14 protein-coding genes, 2 tRNA genes and 2 pseudogenes are annotated in these 19,181 nt (G+C 73.7%); 6 read left to right on the top strand and 12 right to left on the bottom strand.

What is annotated here, in order from left to right; all coding sequences use genetic code 11:
* Window positions 1-15: 15 nt before the first annotated feature.
* The 6 genes and pseudogenes from ACZ8ZB_RS16350 to ACZ8ZB_RS16375 all read right to left on the bottom strand — a co-directional run bounded on the left by ACZ8ZB_RS16350 (window position 16) and on the right by ACZ8ZB_RS16375 (window position 6,730).
* Window positions 16-2,162, bottom strand: a pseudogene (locus ACZ8ZB_RS16350) (glycosyltransferase family 39 protein).
* Complete coding sequence (locus tag ACZ8ZB_RS16355; RefSeq protein WP_470738447.1) at window positions 2,159-3,541, bottom strand: bifunctional glycosyltransferase family 2/GtrA family protein; 1,383 nt, start codon at window positions 3,539-3,541, stop codon at window positions 2,159-2,161. Before ACZ8ZB_RS16355 ends, ACZ8ZB_RS16350 begins: the two are co-directional and overlap by 4 nt.
* Before the next feature lie 14 nt (window positions 3,542-3,555).
* A complete protein-coding gene (locus ACZ8ZB_RS16360) occupies window positions 3,556-5,127 on the bottom strand; it encodes a sensor histidine kinase (RefSeq protein WP_470738448.1) in 1,572 nt (523 codons plus the stop codon).
* Window positions 5,124-5,864, bottom strand: a complete 741-nt coding sequence (locus tag ACZ8ZB_RS16365) for a response regulator transcription factor (RefSeq protein ID WP_470741500.1) — start codon at window positions 5,862-5,864, stop codon at window positions 5,124-5,126. The genes ACZ8ZB_RS16360 and ACZ8ZB_RS16365 overlap by 4 nt, the downstream gene beginning before the upstream one ends.
* A gap of 174 nt (window positions 5,865-6,038) precedes the next feature.
* A pseudogene (locus tag ACZ8ZB_RS16370) lies at window positions 6,039-6,188 on the bottom strand (amidohydrolase family protein); the annotation flags it as partial.
* A gap of 143 nt (window positions 6,189-6,331) precedes the next feature.
* Window positions 6,332-6,730 carry an HGxxPAAW family protein gene (locus ACZ8ZB_RS16375; protein ID WP_470738449.1) on the bottom strand — a complete coding sequence of 133 codons (399 nt, stop codon included), beginning with the start codon at window positions 6,728-6,730 and terminating at the stop codon, window positions 6,332-6,334.
* A gap of 97 nt (window positions 6,731-6,827) precedes the next feature.
* Between ACZ8ZB_RS16375 and ACZ8ZB_RS16380 the strand changes: the two genes are divergently transcribed.
* From ACZ8ZB_RS16380 to ACZ8ZB_RS16395, 4 genes are all read left to right on the top strand, one after another.
* Window positions 6,828-7,304, top strand: coding sequence for a MarR family winged helix-turn-helix transcriptional regulator (locus ACZ8ZB_RS16380; protein ID WP_470738450.1), 477 nt, complete (start codon window positions 6,828-6,830; stop codon window positions 7,302-7,304).
* 83 nt (window positions 7,305-7,387) lie between these two features.
* Complete coding sequence (locus ACZ8ZB_RS16385; RefSeq protein ID WP_470738451.1) at window positions 7,388-7,819, top strand: DUF7144 family membrane protein; 432 nt, start codon at window positions 7,388-7,390, stop codon at window positions 7,817-7,819.
* Window positions 7,820-7,884: 65 nt separating this feature from the next.
* Window positions 7,885-8,346, top strand: coding sequence for a potassium channel family protein (locus tag ACZ8ZB_RS16390; protein ID WP_470741501.1), 462 nt, complete (start codon window positions 7,885-7,887; stop codon window positions 8,344-8,346).
* 158 nt (window positions 8,347-8,504) lie between these two features.
* A complete protein-coding gene (locus ACZ8ZB_RS16395; protein WP_470741502.1) occupies window positions 8,505-9,893 on the top strand; it encodes an FAD-binding oxidoreductase in 1,389 nt (462 codons plus the stop codon).
* 74 nt (window positions 9,894-9,967) lie between these two features.
* Here the strand turns inward: ACZ8ZB_RS16395 and ACZ8ZB_RS16400 are convergent.
* Together ACZ8ZB_RS16400 and ACZ8ZB_RS16405 are read right to left on the bottom strand one after the other, a co-directional pair.
* Window positions 9,968-10,040: transfer RNA gene (locus ACZ8ZB_RS16400), tRNA-Arg, on the bottom strand.
* A gap of 189 nt (window positions 10,041-10,229) precedes the next feature.
* Window positions 10,230-10,320 (bottom strand) — tRNA-Ser (locus ACZ8ZB_RS16405).
* A 206-nt stretch (window positions 10,321-10,526) separates the two neighbouring features.
* On the opposite strand from ACZ8ZB_RS16405, the gene ACZ8ZB_RS16410 reads away from it, so the two are divergent.
* Window positions 10,527-11,012: an SSI family serine proteinase inhibitor gene (locus ACZ8ZB_RS16410; protein WP_470741503.1), complete on the top strand. Its 486-nt coding sequence runs from the start codon at window positions 10,527-10,529 to the stop codon at window positions 11,010-11,012.
* A gap of 274 nt (window positions 11,013-11,286) precedes the next feature.
* On the top strand, window positions 11,287-15,720 hold the full coding sequence (locus tag ACZ8ZB_RS16415; RefSeq protein WP_470738452.1) for a hybrid sensor histidine kinase/response regulator: 4,434 nt from the start codon (window positions 11,287-11,289) through the stop codon (window positions 15,718-15,720).
* Window positions 15,721-15,732: 12 nt separating this feature from the next.
* Here the strand turns inward: ACZ8ZB_RS16415 and ACZ8ZB_RS16420 are convergent, their stop codons facing one another.
* From ACZ8ZB_RS16420 to ACZ8ZB_RS16435, 4 genes are all read right to left on the bottom strand, one after another.
* Window positions 15,733-16,044 carry a hypothetical protein gene (locus ACZ8ZB_RS16420; RefSeq protein ID WP_470738453.1) on the bottom strand — a complete coding sequence of 104 codons (312 nt, stop codon included), beginning with the start codon at window positions 16,042-16,044 and terminating at the stop codon, window positions 15,733-15,735.
* A gap of 28 nt (window positions 16,045-16,072) precedes the next feature.
* Window positions 16,073-17,716, bottom strand: coding sequence for a long-chain fatty acid--CoA ligase (locus ACZ8ZB_RS16425; protein WP_470741504.1), 1,644 nt, complete (start codon window positions 17,714-17,716; stop codon window positions 16,073-16,075).
* A gap of 137 nt (window positions 17,717-17,853) precedes the next feature.
* On the bottom strand, window positions 17,854-18,420 hold the full coding sequence (locus tag ACZ8ZB_RS16430; RefSeq protein WP_470738454.1) for a SigE family RNA polymerase sigma factor: 567 nt from the start codon (window positions 18,418-18,420) through the stop codon (window positions 17,854-17,856).
* Between the two features lie 277 nt (window positions 18,421-18,697).
* Entirely contained in the window at window positions 18,698-19,021 is a 324-nt protein-coding gene (locus ACZ8ZB_RS16435) for a hypothetical protein (protein WP_470738455.1), read from the bottom strand.
* Window positions 19,022-19,181: the final 160 nt, after the last annotated feature.

The following is a 19,181-nucleotide window of genomic DNA, read 5'->3' on the forward strand; positions in this document are numbered from 1 at the left end:
CCTGTCGGGGGACCGTCAGCCGTCGGTCGTCCTCTGCGTGAGGTCGTAGAAGGTGGCCGAGCCGGCCGTCACCTCCTTGAAGTTCTCCCGCACCCAGGCGGAGATCTGCCCGGAGCCGCCGGAGCCCGCGCCCATGCCGCCGCCGGCGACGAAGTAGTGGATCCTCCCTTCGGCCACGTACTCCTTGAACCGGGCGAGCGTCGGGGACGGGTCGGTGCCGTTGAAGCCGCCGATCGCCATCACGGGTTCGCCGGTGGAGAGCTGGTGGCTCGCGGCGTTCTGGGCGCCGATGGCCGCGGCGACCCAGGTGTAGTCGTCGGCGTCGGCCTCCAGCAGTTCCTTCGCCTCGGAGCCGACGTCCGCGCCGCCGAGCAGACCGCCCATGCCGCCGCCACCCGTACGGCCCTCGGCGTTGTCGCCGGTGCCGTCCCGCGGGGCGCCCTGGCCGCCTTGACCGGTCTGGCCGTCCTGGCCCGTGGGACCGCCGCCGGGAAAGCCGCCGGCGCCTCCGCCGGGCGGGGTCCGGCCCTGGCCGCCCTGCGGGTTCTGCCCGCCGGGTCCGCCCCCGCCGGGGAAACCGCCGCCCCCGCCGGAACCGCCGCCCATGCTCGCCCCGGCCGGACCGGCGGTGACGATCGAACCGGTGTGTCCCTCCCGCACGGTGCTCAGCGTGTAAGCCGTCGGACCGGCAAGCGCGGCCACCAGGCCCAGCCCCGCCGCCGCGAGCGCCACCCGCCGCCCCACCCTGCCCGCGAAGACCAGCCCGAGGGCGGCGACCAGCCCGCCGACCAGGACCAGCCACTTCAGCCACGGCAGGTAGTCGGGCGTGCGGTCGAGCAGCACGTACCCCCAGGCCGCCGTGGCCGTGGCGGCGGCCGCCAGGACGGGCGAGGCCCACGCTCCCGCCGTTTCTCCCACAGGACCTCCGCGCCCATGCCGACCACGGCGGCGAGGTAGGGAGCGAGGGCCACCGTGTAGTACTGGTGGAAGATGCCGGCCATGTAGCTGAAGACGACCATGGTCGTCAGCAGCGAGCCGCCCCACACCAGGAACGAGGCGCGGGCGAGGTCGGTCCGCGCGGCCTTCCGGGTGAGGACCAGGCCGGCGACGAGCAGGATCAGCGCGGCGGGCAGCAGCCAGGAGATCTGGCCGCCGGTCTCGGAGTCGAACATCCGGTCCCAGCCGGTCTCGCCCCACCGTCCGCCGCCCATGCCGCCGCCACCGCCGCCGACGCTGCCGGTCTCCTCGCCGTTGAGGCGGCCGAGACCGTTGTAGCCGAAGGTCAGCTCCAGGAAGCTGTTGTTCTGCGAGCCGCCGACGTACGGGCGCGACGACGCCGGCCACAGCTCGACGACCGCCACCCACCAGCCGCCGGAGACGACCAGTGCGACGGTCGCCAGCGCCAGCTGGCCCAGCCTCTTCCTCAGCCGCACCGGCGCGCAGACGCCGTAGACCAGTGCGAGGGCCGGGAGGATCAGGAAGGCCTGGAGGGTCTTGGCGAGGAACGCGAGGCCGATCGCGGCCCCGGCCCACACCAGCCACTTCGTACGGCCGTCCTCCAGGGCGCGGACGACGAGGCAGCAGGCGACGGACATCAGCAGCGCCAGCATCGCGTCCGGGTTGTTGAACCGGAACATCAGCGCCGCGACCGGGGTGAGCGCGAGGACCGCGCCCGCGATCAGGCCGGCCGCCGGGCCGGAGCTGCGGCGGACGGCCGCGTACACGACGGCGACCGTGCCGACGCCCATGAGCACCTCGGGCACCAGGATCGCCCAGGAGTTCAGGCCGAAGATCCTGACCGACAGCTCCATCGGCCACAGCGAGGCCGGGGGCTTGTCCACGGTGATGGCGTTCGCCGCGTCCAGCGAGCCGAAGAAGAACGCCTTCCAGGACTCGCTGCCCGCCTGGACGGCCGCCGAGTAGAAGGAGTTGGCGTAGCCGGAGGCGCTCAGGCCGTGGAGGTAGAGCAGTCCGGTCGCCAGCAGCAGGCCGAGGAGGGCGGGGCGTGCCCAGCGGGGGTCCTCGGGCCGGCCGCGCCACGCTCTGCGGGCGAGGGACCCGCGGGGTTCGCCCGTACCGGGGGCCGCGTGCCGGGGTCCCTGCGGGGGTCCCCAGCCGGCGGGGTCCGCCGGGGGACTCGTCCGGTCGTACTGCGTGGTCATCGGAAGTCCCTCGGTTCGTGGCCGGAAGGCCGGGACGGACGGGCGGGCAGCGGCGGGCGGACCGGCTGGAGCGGCAGGGTCGCGTCCTGCCGGGACCCCTCGTCCTCGTGGGCGGGCACGGGTGCCGGTGCGTTCCCGTGGTCGCGGTCCGGGAACACCCACGCGCGGAAGAGCAGGAACCGCAGCACGGTCGCCGCGAGGTTGGCCGCGACGAGGACCGCCAGCTCGGTGGAGCGGGCGGGGGCGTCGGCGGCGGCGTTCAGCGCGGCGAGCGAGCCGCTGGTCAGGGCGAGACCGATGCCGAAGACGACCAGGCCCTGCGCCTGGTGCCGTACGGCCCCGCCGCGCCCCCGCACCCCGAAGGTGAGCCGTCGGTTGGCGGCGGTGTTGGCGACCGCGGAGACCAGCAGGGCGAGCCCGTTGGCGACCTGGGAGCCGGTGAAGGCGCGGAAGCCGCTGTAGAGCAGCAGGTAGCAGAGGGTGGACAGGACGCCGACGGCGCAGAAGCCGACCAGCTGGCGGGCCAGCCCCTGCGGTACGTCCTCGATGTTCCGGTCGCGCGGGTCGTCGCCGAAGGGCCGGGCGAGCCGGTCCAGCGGCAGCGAGCCGGTGACCAGCGCCCTGCCGACCCGCCAGACGCCCTTGAGGTCGTCGGTCGCCGTCCTCACGATGTGCACGGTGGAGTCGGGATCGTCGACCCAGTCGACCGGCACCTCGTGGATGCGCAGCCCCGCGCGCTCGGAGAGGACCAGCAGCTCGGTGTCGAAGAACCAGCCGCTGTCCTCCACCAGCGGCAGCAGCACCTGGGCCACGTCACCGCGGATCGCCTTGAACCCGCACTGCGCGTCGGAGAAGCGGGCCTGCAGCGAACCGCGCAGGATCAGGTTGTACGAGCGGCTGATGAACTCCCGCTTGGCCCCCCGCACCACGCGTGAGCTGCGGCTCAGCCGGGAGCCGATGGCGAGGTCGGAGTGGCCGGAGATCAGCGGGGCGACCAGCGGGAGCAGCGCGTTGAGGTCGGTGGACAGGTCCACGTCCATGTAGGCGAGGACGGGGGCGTCCGAGGCGGACCAGACGGTCCGCAGCGCCCGACCGCGTCCCTTCTGCTCCAGACGCACCGACCGCACCCGGGGGAACCGTTCCGCCAGCCGGCCGGCCGCGTGCGGGGTGCTGTCCGTGGAGGCGTTGTCGGCGATCGTGATGCGGAAGGCGTAGGGGAAGGTGCGGGTCAGGTGCTCGTGCAGCCCGCGGACGCACGGCTCGAGGTCCTTCTCCTCGTTGTGGACGGGGATCACGACATCCAGGACCGGCGTGCCCGCTCCGGCGGCCGGGAGGTGCTCCCGCGCCGGCAGGGCGCCGGGAGAAGAATCGGTTCGCATGGAACCGACTCTGCTCAGGCGTCCTGTCGTGCCCGTGTGGTGAGGCTGTGCTGTGGCTTTGAGTACGGCTCGGACAGCGACTGCGGTTCCGCGGCGGGGAGACGAAGCGTGAACACGGTCCGTCCCGGCACGCTGTCGACGGTCACGGCACCGCCGTGCGCGGTCGCCACGGCCTGCACGATGGCCAGGCCCAGACCGGTCGAGCCGGTGGCACGGGTGCGTGCCGAGTCGCCGCGCGCGAACCGCTCGAAGACGCGCGGGAGCAGCGCGGGCGGGATGCCCGGACCGTTGTCGGCCACGTCGACGCGGAGCCGGGGCCCGTCGCGGCGCACCCGGGCGGTGACGGTGGTGCCCGGCGGGGTGTGGTTGCGGGCGTTGCCGAGCAGGTTGACGAGGACCTGCTGGAGCCGGGCGGCGTCGGCCCGCACCGGCGCGGGCTCGTCGGGCAGTTCGAGCCGCCAGACGTGGTCCTGGCCGGCGGCACGGGCGTCGCTGACGGTGTCCACGACGAGCGGGACGAGGTCGGTCTCCTCGAACCGCAGGGGACGCCCCGCGTCCAGCCGGGCGAGCAGCAGCAGGTCCTCGACGAGCAGGCTCATCCGGCTCGCCTCGGACTCGATCCGCCGGAGCGCGTGCCGGGTGTCGGGGCCGACCTGTTCCCGGCCGCGCCGGGTGAGTTCGGCGTAGCCCCGGATGGAGGCCAGCGGGGTGCGCAGCTCGTGGCTGGCGTCCGCGACGAACTGCCGTACCCGGGTCTCGCTCTCCTGGCGGGCGTGCAGCGCCCCGTGGACGTGGTCGAGCATCCGGTTGAGGGCGGCGCCGACCCGGCCGACCTCGCTGTGCGGGTCGCACTCGGACTCGGGCACGCGCTCCTTGAGGTGCACCTCGCCGGTGTGCAGGGGAAGTTCGGAGACGCGGGTGGCGGTGGCGGCGACCTTGCGGAGGGGACGGGTGGCGACGCCGACCAGGACGTACCCGGCGATCCCGGCGGCGACCAGCCCGGCGCCGGTGACGCTGACCTCGACCAGGATGAGGGTCCTGATGGTGTCGTTCGTGTCGTCGGTCGGCAGCGCGACGTAGAACTCGCCGTTCCGGCCGCTCTCGTACTGCACCCGGTACTCGCCCAGGCCCGGCAGGTGCACGGTGTGCCGGTGGAGGTCGCGCGGGACGCCGGCGACGGCCGCGAGCTGGGCTTCGGTGAGCCGCGTCGCCTCGGACGTCGGAACGCCGTTCCGCGTCCTGCTCTTGCTGACGATCCCGTCGGTGACCCGGCCGTCCTCGACGGTGACGCCGATGGTGCCGATGCGCTGTGGGCCCAGGGTGACGAAGTCGAGAGGGTTCCCGTCCCTCAGCGGCTGAGGCGACGGTCCGTCCTTCCCGGGGCCGCCCGCCGCGCGCTTGGCCACCTCGCCCACCTGGCCGTCGAGCTGCTCGTACAGATGGGACCGCAGCGCCAGCGTGGTCACGGTGCCGATCACCGCGCACACCACCGCGATCAGCACCACGGACGCGACGACGAGCCGCGTCCGCAGGGTGCGCGGGGTGCGCGCCCGCGGCTGCGGACGCGGCCGTCGTCGTCCGCTCATGAGACGGCGGGCTTGATCAGGTAGCCGGCGCCGCGCCGGGTGTGGATCATCGGCTCCCGGCCCGCGTCGATCTTCCTGCGCAGGTAGGAGATGTACAGCTCGACGACGTTCGCCTGTCCGCCGAAGTCGTACGACCAGACCCGGTCGAGGATCTGGGCCTTGCTGAGCACGCGCCGCGGATTGCGCATGAGGAAGCGCAGCAGCTCGAACTCGGTGGCGGTGAGGTGGATGTCGTCGCCGCCGCGGGTGACCTCGTGGCTGTCCTCGTCGAGGGTGAGGTCGCCGACGACCAGCATCGACTCGGAGCGGCGGTCGGCCGCGCCGGAACGGCGGATCAGCCCGCGCAGCCGGGCGACGACCTCCTCCAGGCTGAACGGCTTGGTGACGTAGTCGTCCCCGCCGGCGGTCAGTCCGGCGATGCGGTCCTCGACGGCGTCCTTGGCGGTGAGGAACAGCACGGGCACGTCCGGCAGCTCGCGGCGCAGTCGGCCGAGGATGGCCAGTCCGTCCATGTCCGGCAGCATCATGTCCAGCACGACGGCGTCGGGCCGGAACTCGCGCGCGGTGCGGAGGGCTCCCTGGCCGTCCCCCGCGCTGCGGATCTGCCAGCCCTCGTACCGCAGGGCCATGGACAGCAGCTCGGTGATCGACTGCTCGTCGTCCACCACAAGCACGCGGACGGGGCTCCCGTCCGGCCTCAGCAGTTCGGTGCGCCCCCGGGGCGAGATCGTGGTCATACCGCACACGATGTCCGGGGCCTCTGAGAGCACCCTTTCGGGAACCTGTGTTTTGCCTGAGAAACGCACAGGTTCCGCTCGGCCGGGGCGGCCCCGCTCAGCCGGGCGGGCCGCGAAGAGCCGGGCCGTGTTGTCGTGGCACACCGCCCGCGGCCAGGCGTCCCCGAGCCCCAGCCGCTCCAGCGCGTGGAGCCGGTGGAGGCAGGGGTACGGGATGTCGGGGAAGTCCGAGCCGAGCAGGACGCGGTCGCCGAGGGCGGCCAGCCGGGGCAGGGCCCGCCGGGGGAACGGCGCCAGGCGCTCGCTGAAGTCGGTGAACGCCATCGTGCTGTCCACCACTTCGGAGTCTGGCCCGCCGTGATCTCCACCCTCGAACGCGGCATCCGCCGCGACGACGACCTCGCCCACGACTACCGCGACCGGCTCCAGACCGCTTGACGACCAAGAGGAGCATCAACGGCCGCGGTTCAGCCGTCGGTCCGCCCCGCCCCCACCGGAGGCCGCACGTCCGGTGCGCCGCCGCGGGCCGCGGGTACGGTGACCGGCCCAGCCGCCCGCGCCGCGGCCCGCCCCCGGCCGGCCAGCCGGCAGCCCAGGCACCGCGCGTGCCCCTGCCGGGCGCCCAGGTCCCGTACCCGCCACCCCCATTGCTCCCTCGGCCGGGGGCCCGGCTGCTTGCCCCACCCGGCGAGGTGCAGCACCCAGGTGACGACGAGGCCCGCGAGCGCGATCGACACCCCACCCACCAGCAGCGGTGCGGACACCGTGACGATCCCGAACCCCACGACCGCGGTACCGGTCCCGGCGATCCCGAAACCCGTCCACCCCGCGACCGTGTGCCCGTGGTCATATGAATGTGCGCTCACGTACCCGCCCCCTCCGTCGACGACGCCAGAATCTCTCACGCCATAAGAGATTTACCACGAAACCCCTCACGATCTAAGAGAAAAGAGGAAACCCGGAATGCAAGCCAAGCCGCGCCAGCCCGCCACGCCGGAGCAGGCGCTGTGGGCGATGGACCGGCTCGTCGCGACCCACCTGGTGGGCCAGCACGAGATCGCCCAGCAGGTGGGCCTGAACGTCACCGACCTGACCTGTTTCGGCTTCGTCATCGAGGCCGGCGAGGACCTGCTCACGGCCGGCGAGCTGGCGGACCGCGTCCATGTCACGACGGGGGCGATGACCGGGATCCTCAACCGTCTGGAACGCGCGGGCTACATCACCCGCCGCCCCGACCCCGCGGACCGCCGCCGCGTCCGCGTGGAAGCACTGCCGGACGCCCTGGCCCGCACGCGCGAGATCTACGGCCCCTACTACGCCCGCGTCAACGAGCTCTTCGCCGACTACACCCCGGAGGAGATCGCCGTGCTCCACGACTGGTTCCGTCGCGCGAACACGGTCGCGGCCGACTACCTGGAGGAGTACTGCCGCACCGGCTGAGACGCCGAGGTGCCGAGCGGGAACCGGAGTGCAAACCTGGTCGGGGGGGCCGCAACGCTCGGGACAGCCGAAAGGTCGGACACATGGCGAGCAATGTCAGCGGCACGCGCCACCACCAGGCCGGGTGGGAGGCGAAGAGCCCTTGGGCGACGAGCTGGACGGCGGCGGCGGCGGTCCTGATGACGTTCGGCGGCATCATGGCGATCTTCCAGGGCATCGCCGCCATCGCCCAGGACGACATCTTCGTCACCACCCAGAACTTCACCTACGAGTTCAGCCTGACCGGCTGGGGATGGATCCACCTGATCCTCGGCGCCCTGGTGACCGTCGCCGGTCTCGCCCTGTTCACCGGGGCCACCTGGGCCCGCGCGGTGGGCGTCGCGCTGGCCGGACTCAGCATGATCGCCAACTTCGTGTGGCTGCCCCACGCCCCGGTCTGGTCGGTCGCCCTCATCGTCATCGACGGTTTCATCATCTGGGCCCTGTGCGCACCACGCCGCGAGTCCCGGGCGTAGAGCGCCCGCTCGCGGGCTGGAGGACCTTCTGGCCCGGACTGGTCGGGGTGGCGGGCGTGGTGGCGATGGTCACCGCCTACTTCCTCCTGCCCCTGGACGGTCTGGGCCCGCACCGGCCGGCCTTGAGCTGGACCCTCTTCGCCCTCGCCCTGGTGCTGGTGGCCGTCCTGCTGCTGAGGCAGGTGGTCCACGTCCTGCTCGGGCTCCCGAACATCCGCCCGGGACTGGTCATCCCCCTGCTGATGACCCTGTCCATCCTGGTCTTCGCGACCACCTACCTGGCCCTGGCCCGGCGCCCCGGCGAGCTCGTCGGTCTCGACACCCGCCTCGACGCCCTGTACTTCACGCTGGTCACCCTCGCGACCATCGGTTACGGCGACATCACCCCGCACGGGCAGGCGGCCCGTCTGGTGACCGTCCTGCAGATCCTCTACAGCTTCGTCTTCCTCACCGCGGCGGCCACCTCCCTGACCAGTTACCTCCGCACCGTGCTCCGCCGTCGCGGAGACCCCCGCCCTCCGGGCTGACTTCCCCGCGTCGCGCAGATCCGTGACGTGCACCACACTGGACGGAGCGGGGATTCGCTCCCCGGGCCCCGGACGAGAGCCGGCCGCTCCGCAGGTTCCGTCCGCCGCGGCCATCCGGCTCCGCAATCCTCACCTAGGGGTGTCCGCTCATGAGCGGCATGGACGCGACTGCTCTCGACACCTTCCGCGCGGCCCTGCGAGGACGTGTCGTCACACCGCAGGACCCGGACTACGACGAGGTCCGCAGCATCTACAACGCCATGATCGACCGGCGTCCGGCCGCCATCGCCCGGTGCACGGGCACGGCGGACGTGCGGACCACCGTCGCCTTCGCCCGGGAGACCGGGGTCGACCTCGCGGTGCGCGGCGGCGGGCACAGCGGACCGGGCCTGTGCCTGGTCGACGACGGGCTCACCCTGGACCTCTCCCCCATGCGCTGGGCGCGGGTCGACCCGGAGGCCGGGACCGCGCAGGTGGGCGGGGGCGGTCAGCTGGGCGACCTGGACCACGAGACCCACGCCTTCGGGCTCGGCGTGCCCTCCGGGATCAACTCGACCACGGGGATCGGCGGTCTCACCCTGGGCGGCGGACACGGCCACCTGACCCGCGCGTACGGGCTGACGGCCGACAGCCTGGTCGCCGCGGACGTCGTCCTGGCCGACGGCAGCGCCGTCACCGTCTCCGAGGAGGAGCACCCGGACCTGCTGTGGGCGCTGCGCGGCGGCGGCGGCAACTTCGGCGTGGTCACGTCGTTCACCTACCGGCTGCACCCGGTGGACACGGTCGGGGTCGCGGTGACCGTGTGGCCGGTCGACCGCACGCCGGAGGTGCTGCGCTGGTACCGGGAGTTCCTGCCCGCCGCGCCGGAGGAGCTCAACGGGTTCTTCGCCCTCATGACCGTCCCGCCCGGGCCGCCCTTCCCGGAACCGGTCCACGGGCAGAGGATGTGCGCCGTGATCTGGTGCTACACCGGTGATCTGGGGGCCGGCCGGCTGGAGGACACCCTGTCGGTGGTCAACGACCCGGCCCCGCCGGCCTTCCACTTCGCCACGCCGATGCCCTACCCCGCCCTGCAGACCATGTTCGACGAACTGGTCCCCAAGGGGCTGCAGTGGTACTGGCGCGGCGACTTCTTCGACGGCATCTCCGACGACGCCGTCGCGGTGCACGAGAGGTACGGCCAGGCCCTCCCCACCGCCCTGTCGACGATGCACCTGTACCCCGTGGACGGAGCGGCCCACCGGGTCGCCCCCGGCGAGACGGCCTGGGCCTACCGGGACGCGACGTGGTCCGGCGTCATCGCGGGCATCGACCCCGACCCGGCCAACGCCGATCTGGTCCGGCAGTGGTGCGTCGACTACTGGACCGACCTGCACCCGCACTCCATGGGCGGCTCCTACGTCAACTTCCTCGGCGAGGCGGAGGGCCCCGAGCGCGTCCGCTCCACCTACCGCGACAACTACGACCGGCTGACCGCGGTCAAACGCGCCTACGACCCGGACAACTTCTTCCACGCCAACCAGAACGTCCCGCCGACCGCGGCCTGAGCCGGCCGGTACGCCGCCGACACGTCGAACGCCGAAGGCCCCGTGGATCACTCCACGGGGCCTTCGACTCACTGTGCACTCGGCAGGATTCGAACCTGCAACCTTCTGATCCGTAGTCAGATGCTCTATCCGTTAAGCTACGAGTGCTTGTCTCTTCAGTTTTCTCGCCGCTCCCCGGCCCTTTCGGCCCGCTCGCGGCGACAGGAAGAACATTACATGACTGCCGCCGTCATGTGAAATCCGTTTGGCCCACCCCTTGTGACCTGCGCAAACGCGGGATCGGCGAGGCGACAACGACGAAGCCCCGGCCACAGGGGCCGGGGCTTCGTGATGGGGCGGAGGCGGAGGGATTTGAACCCTCGATGGGCTTTAAGACCCAAACCGCATTAGCAGTGCGGCGCCATAGACCGGACTAGGCGACGCCTCCATGCACAGAACCTTCCGCGCGTGAGCGCGAGCGGATTCGGTGCGTGCCGATGATGACACATCCGCGTGGGGTGTCACCAATCGCCACCCACGGTACTAGGCGGGGAGCCCGCAGGGCAAAGCACTTCCCGTCATCGCGTCAGCGTGGCGCAACGTCCCGCGCGGTGGCGCGTTGGTCAGGTCATGTCGAAGGTCACGTCCAAGGTCATGCCGGGGGCCGTCCCCCAGGCTTCCGGCCCCGCCCGTCCCGGGCCGCGGCGGCTCGTGGCCGGCGCCGCCGTCTCCGCCGCCGCCGCGCTCACCTCGCTGTCCACCGCGCCCCCGGCGGCGTACGCGCAGGACGCGCCGCCGCCCGGTGACCGCCTCACCGTCACCGTGCGCGACGCGGGCGGCGGGGCGGACGGGACGTACGAGGTGCGGTGCCGGCCCCACGGCGGCAGTCACCCCGATCCCGCCGGGGCCTGTGCGGCCGTCGAGCGGAACACCCGGTGGGGGCGGGACGTCTTCGCCCCGGCGCCGCGGGACGCCGTCTGCACCCTGCGGTACGGCGGGCCCGCCACCGCCCGCGTCACCGGCACCTGGGCCGGCCGCCCCGTCGACGCGACCTACACCCGCACGAACGGGTGCGAGATCGCCCGCTGGGACCGGCTGGTGCCGCTGCTGCCCGAAGTACGCGCCGCGGGGCGCGCGTGAGGGCGACCGGGAGCGTCGGGGGGCGCGCGGTGGCGAGTCGGGGCACAGGAGGCGTGGAGGTCCCGCGAAGGTTCACGGCGCGTCGGCGCAGGCAGTCACGGGTTCCGGACGTACCGGACGTCACACCGCCGTAGCCTCCCGGTGCGACGTCCGTCCCATCCGGCGTCGCGAGCGCAATCCCAGCCCTTAGACTCCCTCGCGTGACACGCTGCGGGCAGGTTGGCAAGATGGCCCGAGCGGTCGGCACGTCGCGGTAACAGGGAGGAAGCGTCTCGTGAGCAGCAGGCCATCCCGGGGCACTGCTCGCCTCGCAGCCATACTGGACGCCCTTCCTGACGCCTTGGTGCTGGTCAACGCCAACGGGACGGTCGTCAACGCCAACGCCATCGCCCTGGAGGCCTTCGAGACCCCGGGCACGGCGCTGGTGGGCCGGGGGCTGCTGGACCTGCTGCCGCAGTTCGACTCCAAGCTCATCCCGGGGTCCATGCGGCGGCCCGACCACATCGATCCCCGGGCACGCACCAAGCCGACGCGGATGGTCGCCCGGCGGACCGACGGGACCGAGTTCCCGGTCGAGGTCACCAGTGCGAATCTGGAGAACGGCCAGCAGGCCTACGACAGCTCCGGCTACACCGGCGACGAGCTGCTGATGCTCGTCGTCCGCGACCTCTCCGGCACCGTCGACACCGAGGCCGAGCTCGCGCGTTCGCAGCGGCAGACCGAGATGATCCTGCGCGCCGCCTCCGAAGGCGTCGTCGGGACCGACACCGACGGGCGGATCGTCCTCGTCAACCCGGCCGCCGCCCAGATACTGGGCTACCGGGCCGGCGAACTCGGCGGACGCGAACTGCACACGCTCGTCCTGCACTCGCGCGCCGACGGTTCCCCCTTCCCGTACGACGAGTCCCCGCTCGCCGACACCCTGCGCTCCGGGCGCAAGCACCGGGTGCGCGGTCAGGTGCTGTACGCCAAGAACGGCGACCAGCTGCCGGTCGACCTGACGACCGCGCCGGTGCGCGACGGCGACCAGCTCGTCGGCGCCGTCATGACGTTCCTCGACCGCCGCCCCTACGACGCGCTCGTCGAGGAGAAGGAGAAGGCCGAGCGGGAGCACGCCGAGGAGCTGGAACGGCTCGCCGAGGAACACGCCTCCGAACTCACCGCCCTGCGCCAGGGCCACGTCACCGAGCTGGAGGAGCTGCGCGAGCGGCACGCGGAGGAACTCGCCGCGAACGAGGAGCGGTACGCCGCGCTCGGCGAGCGGGAGAAGGACCGCTACGAGGCCCTCGCCGCGCGGCACGACCAGCTGCTCACCCTGCTCGGGCGGTCCCTGCGGGGCCCGCTGGACGAACTGCGCCGCGAGCTGTCCGCGCTGGCCGCCGACGACGCCGGGCAGCTGTGGCCCGAGGCCAACCAGGTGCTCCACCACCTGTCGGCCGGCTACGCCCGGATCACCACCCTCATCGACAACGTCCTCGGCTACCAGCGGCTCGACGCCGGGAGCGAGCAGGTCGCCCGTACGAAGGTGATGCTCGACGCCGTCGTCGGCGCCGGGGTGGACGGTGCCGTGGAGCTCGTCGGCCCCGGGCGGGTGCAGTTCGCCGTGCACGCGCCGCCCATCGAGGCCGAGGTCGACCCGCGGCTGCTCGCGACCGCCCTCGCGCACCTCGTCGCGGACGTCGCGGGCGTCGACGCGACCGGCAACACGCCCGTGGCGGCCGGCGGTTACCTGGACAACACGGTCGTGGTCGCGGCGGCGCAGCGCGGCGAGGTCGTCCGCATCGAGGTGCGCGGACCGTACGGCGGCGGCGACCCGGTGCACGAGCCGATCGTGCGCGGGATCGTCCGGGCGCACGGCGGTGTGCTGCAGACCCACGAGGTGCCCGGGACGAGCGGCGGCGCGTTCGTCCTCGAGGTGCCGATCGGGGGTGGGGCGGGGTCCGTGGCGGCCGCCCCGGGCACGGCGGTTCCGGCCGAGGAGGCCGCTCCCGCCGAGCCCGCTCCCGCCGAGCCCGCGGCCTCCGGTGGTGGGCGGCGCCGGGCGCGGCGGGCGTCCGTGGACGCCTTCCTGGAGAGCGAGGTGCCGGGCGCGAGCGACGACTCCGGTACGGAGGCCACGCCCACCGGCCGGCGCAGGCGCCGGGCGGCCACCGCCGACGACGAGCCCGCGCAGGCACAGCTTCCGGCCCAGGCGACGCAGGCGGAGTCCAGCGGTACCGGGCGCCGGCGCGGCCGGCCGGCCGAGGACGCGCCGGCCGTGGTGGGGGCCGAGGTCGAGCTCGCCGGAGCGACCGGGGTGTCCGAGGGGGCCGTCGTCACCGCCGCCGAGCACGCGGCGGGAGCCGCCGCGTCGAACACGGGGCTGGGCGGGACCGTACCGCCGCAGGGGGTGCCGGCGCCGTCCGGGCGGCGTGCCCGGCACGGGTCCGGCGAAGAGGGCGAACAGCACGCGTTGCCGCCGGCGCTGCCCGCGCCGTCCGGCGGGGACGAGGCGGCCGGCGCGCCCCAGGCCGGGGTCGCGGTGCACGTTCCGGCTCAGGCGTCGGGGCAGTCGCAGCCGACGGGACGGCGTCGGCGGGCGCTGGCCGCCGCCACCGAGCGGGCGGCCGCGCAGGAGGTCGCGCCCCGTACGGTGTTCGCCCTGCCGCCGGCCGGGGCGGACCAGGGACAGCAGACCGGAGAGACGGCACAGGCCGAGGCGATCGGGCAGGCCGGGGCGATCGGACAGGCCGGGATCGTCCGGGAGGACGGGGTCGACAACGGCCGTCATGACGCCGTTCCGCTCGACCAGGCCGACGACCACACTCCGCCGCAGCCGCACCCCACCAGTGCCCCGACGGGCCGCCGACGGCGGGCCGTCGCCCAGCCGGCGGAGCCCGACGGCTCCCCCGCCGAGGTCTCCGCTCCGGCCGCGCAGGCGGCGACCGCCCAGGCTCCAGGGGCTTCGGCACCGTGGGGAGCGGCGCCCGCGCAGGGGGCTCCGGTTCCGCCGCAGGGGACCCCCGTGCCCGCTCAGGGTGCGGTCGGTCCGGTTCAGGGTGCCGCGATCCCGGCGCAGGGCACTTCCCCTGCGCCGCAGGGGGCTCCCGTGCCCGCACAGGCTGCGGCCGTCCCCCCGCAGGGGGCCCCCGTACCGCCGCAGAACACCGCACCCCCCGCACACGGCGCCCCCGCACCCGCACAGGCTGCGACCGTCCCCCCGCAAGGGGCCCCCGTACCCGCACAAGCTGCGACCGTCCCCCCGCAAGGGGCCCCCGTACCGGCACACGGCGCCCCCGCACCCGCACAGGCTGCGACCGTCCCCCCGCAGGGGGCCCCCGTACCGCCGCAAAGCACCGCACCCCCCGCTCCCGTACCCGCGCGGGGAACGGCGGCGCAGCCGCTTCCCGTCGCGCAGCCGCTTCCCGCCGAGGCCGCGGCCGAGGGCGCCCCCGCTCCGCAGCAGTGGCCCGCCGCCGGTACGGCCGCGAGCCCGGCGCAGCCGACGCCCGCCGCCGGTACCCCGTTGCCGCCCGAGGGCGCGCCGGTGCAGCGGGCCGCCCAGCCGTTGCCCGCGGAGGCCGCGGCGCCGGTCGATCCTGACTCCACACAGGGGCGGGCGATCAGCGTGCGGACGCTGGGGCAGGGCGTGCCGTTCAACCGGCAGGCCGTCCAGGTGCAGCAGCCGCTGCCGTCGGCCACGCCTCCCCCGCACCAGCCGGGCGGTTCCGGCCGCCGCCGCAAGCTCGGCACACGCCCCGACCCGGCCGCGGGCAAGGAGCAGAACGCGCGCCCGCACCCGTCGGCCGAGCCCGTACCCGCCCATGCGCACGCGCCGGCGCAGTCCCGGCTCGCGCCGGGGACCGAGGGCACCGGGCGGTCGTACGCCATAGGGGCGCCCGACGCGGACGCCGCCGAGGGACCCGAGCCGCTGGACGGTCCGGGCGGAGCCGTCGAGGTGGCGGACCCGCCGCGTCCGCAGCCCATGGACGACGAGCTGCCGCCGGAGCCGCTGGACAACCCGCGCCGACTGCTGGTGTGGCCCGCGCCGGACGTCACCACGCAGCAGGCGCTGAGCGACCGCGGCTACCGACCGGTGATCGTGCACTCGCGCGAGGAGGTCGACGCGCAGATCGCGGCGTTCCCCGCCGCGTTGTTCGTGGACCCGCTGACCGGGCCGATCACCCGTACGGCCCTGCAGTCGCTGCGGCAGGCGGCGGTGGCCGCCGAGGTGCCGGTGCTGGTCACCGCCGGGCTCGGACAGGCCTCGCGCGATGCCGCGTACGGCGCCGACCCCGCCGTACTGCTGAAGGCGCTCGCGCCGCGCGACAGCGAACAGCACCCCCCGCGCGTGCTGCTGATCGAGGAGCACGCGGAGATCGCGCTGGCGCTGACCGGGACGCTGGAGCGGCGCGGGATGCAGGTCGCGCGGGCCGCGAGCGACGCCGACGCGGTGGCGCTGGCGGGGCAGTTCCGGCCGAACCTGGTGGTGATGGACCTGATGCAGGTGCACCGGCGCCGGGCCGGGGCCGCCGGGATCGTCGACTGGCTGCGGGCGAACGGGCAGCTCAACCGCACCCCGCTCGTCGTCTACACGGCCGCCGTCGGCCAGGCGGACCTGCCGCGGCTGGCCTCCGGCGAGACGGTGCTGTTCCTGGCGGAGCGGTCCACCAGCGAAGAGGTGCAGGAAGGGATCGTCGACCTGCTGTCGCGGATCGGGACCAACTGACCCGCGCCGCCGTCAGCGGGCGGGTCCGGTGACCGCCGCCTCGAATCGCCGTTCGGCGGCCTCACCGCGCTGCCCGGCCCGGTGCGCCGCTCGCCCGGGCCGTACCGGGGCGCATCCGCTCGCGGCCGTCTCCGTGCCGCTGTTCCGGCGGGGCGGGCAGGTCGTCCGGGCGCTGTTCGTCACCGCGGTCACGATCCACGCGGCCCTGGCCCCGACCACCACCTCCAGCCCGGCCGTCGCCGCGTACGGCCTGGGCACCCGCCGCCCGCGCACCCGGTACCGGAGCCGCACGCCGCCGGACGGCGTGCGGCGAGGTCCGCCCACCGCCCGGCGCGTCCGGCGTACGCCGGCGTCAGAGCCGGGTGACGTCCAGCTCCCCCTCGGCGTACTGCCTGCGCAGCACCTTCTTGTCGAACTTCCCGACGCTGGTCTTCGGCACCGACGCGATCACCGTCCAGCGCTCCGGGAGCTGCCACTTGGCGATCCTCCCCTCCTCCTGGAGGAAGGCGCGCAGGGTGGTGAAGTCGGCGGTGGAGCCCTCCTTGAGGACGACCGTGGCCAGCGGGCGCTCGCCCCACTTGTCGTCCGGGACGGCGACGACGGCGGCCTCGGCGACGTCCGGGTGGGCCATCAGCGCGTTCTCCAGCTCGACCGAGGAGATCCACTCGCCGCCGGACTTGATGACGTCCTTGGCGCGGTCGGTGAGGGTGAGGAAGCCGTCGGGGGAGATCGTCCCGACGTCGCCCGTCTTCAGCCAGCCGTCCTCGCTGAACTTGTCGGCCGGGCGCAGGGGCTCCGCCTCGGGACCGTTGTAATAGGCGCCGGCGATCCAGTTGCCGCGGACCTCCAGCTCACCGGCGGACTCGCCGTCCCAGGGGAGGCGTTCGCCGCCGGGGCCGGTGAGGCGGGCCTCGACGCCGGCCGGGAAGCGGCCCTGGGTCAGCCGGTAGGCGAACTCCTCCTCGGTGCCCACGGCGTGGGCCGGCGGGCGGGCGACGGTGCCGAGCGGGGAGGTCTCCGTCATGCCCCAGGCGTGGCAGACCCGCATGCCCAGCTTGTCGAACGCCTCCATCAGGGAGGGGGGACAGGCGGAGCCGCCGATGGTGACCTGGGTGAGGGAGGAGACGTCCCGGGGCTTGGCGGTCAGCTCGGCGAGCAGGCCCTGCCAGATGGTGGGGACGGCGGCGGCGTGGGTCGGCCTCTCACCCTGGATCATCTCGGCGAGCGGGGCGGGCTGCAGGAAGCGGTCCGGCATCAGCATGTTGACGCCGGTCATGAAGGTGGCGTGCGGCAGACCCCAGGCGTTGACGTGGAACTGCGGGACGACGACCAGCGAGGTGTCCTGGTCGGTCAGGCCCATCGACTGCGCCATGTTGACCTGCATGGAGTGCAGGTAGATCGAGCGGTGGCTGTAGACCACGCCCTTGGGGTCGCCGGTGGTGCCGGAGGTGTAGCACATGGCGGCGGCGGCACGCTCGTCCAGCTCCGGCCAGTCGTAGGCGACGGGGTGTCCGGCGAGCAGGTCCTCGTACTCGTGCACCCGCGCGGTGGTGTCCGCCAGGGCGGAGCGGTCGCCGGGTCCGGAGACGACCACGTGCTCGACCGTCTTCAGGTGCGGCAGCAGCGGGGCCAGCAGGGGGATCAGCGAACCGTTGACGATGATCACCCGGTCCGCGGCGTGGCTGACGATCCACGCGAGCTGCTCGGCCGGGAGGCGGAGGTTCAGGGTGTGCAGGACGGCGCCCATGGAGGGGATCGCGAAGTACGCCTCGACGTGCTCGGCGTTGTTCCACATGAGCGTGGCGACCCGGTCGTCGCCGGTGACGCCGAGGTCGTCGCGCAGGGCGTGGGCCAGCTGGGCCGCCCGGGCGCCGATCTCCGCGTAGGAACGGCGGTGCGGTCCGCCCTCGCCGGTCCAGGTGGTCACCTGTGAGGTGCCGTGGATCGTCGACCCGTGGGTCAGGATCCTCGAGATCAGCAGTGGTACGTCCTGCATGGTGCTCAGCACGGCGTCCTCCTGGGCGACATTGCCTGCGCGGCGGTACGGGTTGCGCTGATTCTGCGCACATACCGCGCGGTATGTCACTAGGGGAGCGGATGATCGATCACTCCGTGCCGGGGGACCGGCGCGTCTCAGCTGCGGACGAGCCCCAGTTCGGCGTCCTCGCGGAGCTTGCCGAGCGCCCTCGACACGGCCGACTTCACCGTGCCCACCGAGACGCCGAGCACCTCGGCCGTCTGGGCCTCGCTGAGGTCCTCGTAGTACCGCAGCACGACCATCGCCCGCTGCCGCGCGGGCAGCCGCATGATCGCCCGCCACATCGCGTCGCGCAGCGCCTGCCGCTCGGCCGGGTCGTCGCCGCCGTGCACCGGGTCGGGCTCGGGCAGCTCGTCGCAGACGAACTCGTCGACCTTGCGCTTGCGCCACTGCGAGGTGCGCGTGTTCAGCAGCGCCCGGCGCACATAGCCGTCGAGCGCCCGGTGGTCCTCTATGCGCTCCCAGGCGACGTACGTCTTGGCGAGCGCGGTCTGCAGCAGATCCTCCGCGTCGCTCGGATTCCCGGTCAACGACCGGGCGGTACGCAGGAGCACCGGCTGGCGAGCCCTCATGTACGACGAGAACGAGGGGTACGGGAGGGTCTGCGCCGCTGTCGCTGGAGTGGCGGCTTTCGAAGCGCTGGTGCAGACGGGTGTGGTCATGGCTCAACGCTATGAGCGGGGCCGGCCCGGCGGATCGCCCGCAGGTCCCGAAGGCACGTCCCCCTCAGGTTGTAGGGGCGGGGCCCGCTCCACCTCCTGGAGGTGGACGAGCGGATGAGGGACACTGCGGGTCGGCCCCTGAGGAAAGCCCGGACCGCCCGGACCGCCCGGACCGCCGAAGTCCGCGTCCCGGGGCGTCCGGGCGGCGGCGCCGGAGCACCGCCGCCCGGACGCCCCGCACCCCACGAAGCGCACCCGTACGGTCAGGAGGCCGGCCTCACCACAGCGGGCTGAAGCTGATGGCCACGTTGTCGTTGCCCTGATTGACGGCCGTGAAGGCGGATCCGTTGACCTGGGCGGTGTTGTTCTGGTTCGTGGCGCCGGGTCCGGTGGCCTGCTGCTGCGAGGTGGCCGAGTTGCCGAAGTTGTCGCCGCCGACGCCGGTGCCGAGGGCGTCGACCTCGGCACTGGTGGCCGTCGCGTTCGATCCGTCGTCCGCCAGGGCACCGCTGTCCGCCGCCGCGACGCCGGTGAAGAGGGCGGCCGCGAGCGGAAGGGCGGAGACAGCGGCGACGAGACGGGCGGTACGGATGCTTGCCATGTTGTGTTCCCTCCAGAACAAGGACGCACCGGCTCATGGCCGTGTGCGCGTGAACTACGGCTGCCACCGGGGAAGTTGCCCCCCGCCCCGGTGCTGTGCACGACGTCGCGAGATCAGGGTTGCCCAGGGGATCCCCGGCGAACCACCCCGGACGCCGTCA

It is taken from the genome of Streptomyces sp. 12E, assembly GCF_055633275.1.